At 60.9% G+C, this 4200-nt stretch carries 3 protein-coding genes and 2 pseudogenes; 2 read left to right on the top strand and 3 right to left on the bottom strand.

The features are described from left to right. Nucleotides 1–116 precede the first annotated feature (116 nt). From AB0E14_RS39510 to AB0E14_RS39500, 3 genes are all read right to left on the bottom strand, one after another. Nucleotides 117–968: an IS5 family transposase gene (locus AB0E14_RS39510; protein WP_362430360.1), complete on the bottom strand. Its 852-nt coding sequence runs from the start codon at nt 966–968 to the stop codon at nt 117–119. Between the two features lie 710 nt (nt 969–1678). Next, nucleotides 1679–1999, bottom strand: a complete 321-nt coding sequence (locus AB0E14_RS39505; protein WP_362430357.1) for a hypothetical protein — start codon at nt 1997–1999, stop codon at nt 1679–1681. A 428-nt stretch (nt 2000–2427) separates the two neighbouring features. Further along, a complete protein-coding gene (locus AB0E14_RS39500; protein ID WP_362430354.1) occupies nt 2428–3030 on the bottom strand; it encodes a hypothetical protein in 603 nt (200 codons plus the stop codon). A gap of 126 nt (nt 3031–3156) precedes the next feature. On the opposite strand from AB0E14_RS39500, the pseudogene AB0E14_RS39495 reads away from it, so the two are divergent. Together AB0E14_RS39495 and AB0E14_RS39490 are read left to right on the top strand one after the other, a co-directional pair. Further along, a pseudogene (locus tag AB0E14_RS39495) lies at nt 3157–3489 on the top strand (transposase); the annotation flags it as partial. A gap of 123 nt (nt 3490–3612) precedes the next feature. Next, nucleotides 3613–4094 (top strand): annotated as a pseudogene (locus AB0E14_RS39490) (IS5 family transposase); the annotation flags it as partial. Between the last annotated feature and the right edge of the window lie 106 nt (nt 4095–4200).

Raw genomic sequence — 4200 nt, 5'->3', positions numbered from 1 at the left:
TCGGCGATCTCCCACAGCCCGTCCGGAACAATCCAACTCCACGTACCCCGCCCCATAACCAGCCCAACGACGCCTCACCACATAGGACACGGTCTTAGAGGGCATCTGATCAACGTTCACGCTGGTGTGGGTGGGATGTCCGTTTCGATTCGCCAGGTTGGTGTAGTTTCTCCGGTGAGTTCGCGGCTCATTTTGTTAGCCATCGCCCAGTGGATCATCGTTCGGGATCTCTGCGGCAGGGCCTCGTAGTCACGCGCCAGGCGGCGGTGCTGCATCAGCCAGCCGAAGGTCCGTTCGATCACCCACCTTTTGGGCAGAGGCTGGAAGCCCTTCTCCTTCGGTCGCTGCACCACCTCCACGTCGATCCCGAGGCCGGCGCCGTGCTGGATGACGCTGGTCTGGTAGCCGCCGTCGGCCCAGACCTTGGTGACGCTCGGGTGGGCCGCCGCCAGCTCGGTCAGGGCTTGCTTGCCGCCGGTGGAGTCGTGGACGGAGGCGGCGGTGACCAGGACGGTCAGGACGAGACCGAGGGTGTCGGTGATCAGGTGGCGCTTGCGTCCTTTGATTTTCTTGCCGGCGTCGATTCCCTGGCTGGTCTCGGCGACGTTGCCCGAGGTCTTCACGCTCTGCGCGTCCACCACGGCCGCGGACGGTTCCACCGGTCGGGTGTTCGCCCGGCGGGTCCTGTCCCGCAGCAGATCATGGACCTGCTCGGTGGTTCCGTCCGCCTCCCACTTGGCGTAGTAGTCGTAGACGGTCTTGAACGGCGGGAAGTCGTGCGGCAGGTACTCCCATGGGATCCCGGTGCGGTTGACGTAGAGGATCGCGTTCACGATCTCTCTCAGGTCGTGCACCCGCGCTGCCGTCCCGGGCCCAGACCGGGCGGCCCGCCAGGCGACGAACACGGGCTCGATCAACGCCCAGCGGGCATCGGAGACGTCACTTCGGTACGCGCGTCGAGATGTCACATGCCGGACAACGAGCACTACGACCTGCAGTCACAAGAACATCCCAAAACACCAACTACCTAGATCAGATGCTCTCTTACGGACACGTCCCGTACCTGCGGGGTACGAACGGCGCCGGGGTATGGGAAACGTCGACTTGAGCAAGCTCTTTGCAGCATTTCGCGTCGGTCAGGCCCACACCAACGTCCGCAAGGTCCGCGATAGCGTCGGCAACTACGCAAACCGCCAGATTTCCCCGAAGGCGCGCACGCGGTAGGTCTGGATCCCTGCATCGTCATGCTTGAACACGGAATGAGCAGTTGCTACATCATTGTTCGGGACGACACCGTACGTTCCGGGCATATCGACGGAACTGAATACAGCGGAGCCCAAGGCCTCACCCATGAATCCTCCAGCCCCGAGAGAAAGACAAGTGTTGCCTACTACTGGGCCCTTTCCAACTTGGCCTTCAGCTCCGCAGGGCATACCCGGTAGAGCCATTACAGCGCGATTCTACTCCACTACTACAGATCTGTTGGTCGCAGGCCCGTCGTCGGCCAAGAGGTGGCGCTCGACCGGCGTACCCGTGCGGCCCGGGGACGGAATCGGGAAGTGCTTCGTTTCCTCACTCTCGGGCATGCCTATGAGGCGTGCTGTCACCAGACCGGGTCGAGCCGAGGCGCCAGCAAACTTAGAAAGATTCGATCGTGCGGCCGCCGTATTCCCAGCTGTCAGCCGACGGCAGATCGAAGGCCGTTGACTTCGAAGTGCGCGTCAATTTTGCAGTCCTTAGAGAGGGGGATGTGGACGACTGCACTGTCCTCACCCTCTTGGCGTACGACCTGCAGGTCGAACTCGTCATCCGCGATGAACGAGAGCGCCCTGTAGATATCGTTCTGAAAGAATTCTCGGTTGGTCACGAAAGCTACAGAGGTCCGCTCCCAGAGAGCCTGAGCCAGGTCGTTCCCTACGGTGAAATTTCCGTCACTCTTGAATCTGACGAACGAGCTTCGCGAGTCAGAAAGCACATAGTACGACTTCGAATAATGCATGGCTGATTCCTTATCTGGATCGATCAATTTCTCAAAGAGTAATGGGAACGACTTTCCTTTTCCCCGCCCACCGGGTCAACGGAACGTGCATGATGACGACCCTCTTCGGGCAGTGAACCTCTTTCATCCTCGGGCTCCGAGAGTGAAGATCAAGAGCATCGCCGCAGGTCAGAAGGACTCGCTGGATCGTGCCGAGCCCAGGATGAAAGAGGCTCAATGAAGAAACCACACCACACCCCCGACCGATATACCGCCGGGGGTGTGACGTCCGCAGGCACATACGGAGCCACATTCGAACCCTGCGCAGACTCAGGCAGCCACCCACACCAAAACCCGCTCACCGAACTAAACAACACCAGGCTTGAGCATAACGACTACTCACTTCCACACAGGCCGAAGGCAAGCTCCTTCCCCGTTAAGAGGAAGGGTCAAGCCCAGGCTATCGCCTTTTCCGTGAACTCTGAAAAGAGAACCTCGATTTCGCTTGAGAAATCGAGGTTTCCCACTCTACTGGAATCAATCTGGGTCAACTCGACACCAATAAGCCCTGCACTGGATGGGCTCTTGATTCGAGTTGATACCCCTCCAGTCTTAATCTTTGACACCCGGCCAACGGCTACAGGCTGCCCAAAATGCGCTTGCACTCTGACCTCGAAATCGGGATCTATTACCAGCATGTAGACCGATCCACTCGAACCTGGAAACGGTGGTGACTGATAAAGGCTCACGAGGATACGGCTGCCGACTGGCAAGGAATTGAGGGTCGCTTTGTTGGGCGCTACGGATTCCATGCGCATGCGGAGAAATTTCGCGTAGTTAGCCGCATCTGCGACCAGCGTGAGTGCGCCTTCCATGTCGATATCGGTAGCCCACGCTTGCTCGACACCCCGCTTCAAGTGGTCACTCAGCATGCTCCATCCGTCAACGAATGACGGCAGCATCAGATGCGGTAGAAAATCTTCAACGGTCGCTCCCGGATGCGCAAGGCGATATCCCTCAATGGAATTTTTAAAAGCAGCATAGTCATACATGTTACGTGAAGGTCCTTCCCAATTGAATTTGCGTACTGCAATCTACCGCTCCTGCACTGCTGCAGTGTGCCCGATAGGGCTGATTAGACGTCGTTTCCTTTGGTGGTTTGGCTCGTTGTGCTGGGCATGACGAGTCTTGCCGAGCGGCTGGTGCCTGATGAGTTGTGGGAGTTGTTCCGCAGGGTGGTGCCCGAGACGGTGGTGATACGCCCGCAAGGAGGCGGCCGCCGGCGGGCCGGGGATCGTGAGTGTCTGGCCGCGATCGTGTTCGGTGCGACGTCGGGCTGCACGTGGCGGCAGGTGCCGCCGTTGTTCGGGCCGGCCTGGCCGACGGTCTACCGGAGGTTCGCCCGCTGGAGCAAGGACAGGGTCTGGGCCCGTCTGCACCGGGTCGTCCTGGATGAACTCGGCGCCCAGGGAGAGCTGGACTGGTCGCGTTTCGCTATCGACTCGGTGAGTGAACCTCTTCAGCGGCCACTCCAGAGGGTGAACGGCTCTGTGGAGTTGATCCGTCTCTGATCTGCGGTCGCGCTCGGCCTCCGTGGATCAGGCCGTCACCCGATCGTGGCCGTTCTGAAGAAGCTCAGTGTCCGGGCCCTCAAAGGGGGCTTCTGACCGGACCGAATCCGACCGATCGCGGCAAGATGGGATCGAAGATCCACCTCGTCACCGACCGGTCCGGTCCGCCGGTCGCGGTCGCCATCTCCGCGGCGAACACCCACGACAGTCTCGCTCTGCAGCCGCTCGTCGCGTCGACACCGCCGATCCGCAGCCGTCGAGGCCCCCGCCGCCGACGGCCCGACAAGCTCCACGGGGACAAAGGCTACGACTACCCCCACCCGCGGCGATGGCTCCGCGGCCGGGGCATCACGCCTCGGACTGCCCGTCGGGGGAGCGAGACATCACAGCGGCTGGGACGTCACCGACGGGTCGTCGAACGGACCATGTCCTGGCTGGCCGGCTGTCGCCGGCTCCACCGCCGCTACGAGCGCAAGCCCGAGCACTTCCTCGCCATCACGGCCATCGCCACCAGCCTCATCAACCACCGGCGACTCACCAAGTGAAACGAGGGCTTAGACCGTGTCCTATGTGGTGAGGCGTCGTTGGGCTGGTTATGGGGCGGGGTACGTGGAGTTGGATTGTTCCGGACGGGCTGTGGGAGATCGCCGA

The sequence above is a fragment of the Streptomyces sp. NPDC047981 genome, assembly GCF_040653315.1.
Lineage (GTDB): Bacteria > Actinomycetota > Actinomycetes > Streptomycetales > Streptomycetaceae > Streptomyces.
The sequence above is the reverse complement of the archived record's forward strand: the minus strand, read 5'-3'. Positions and strand labels throughout refer to the sequence as shown.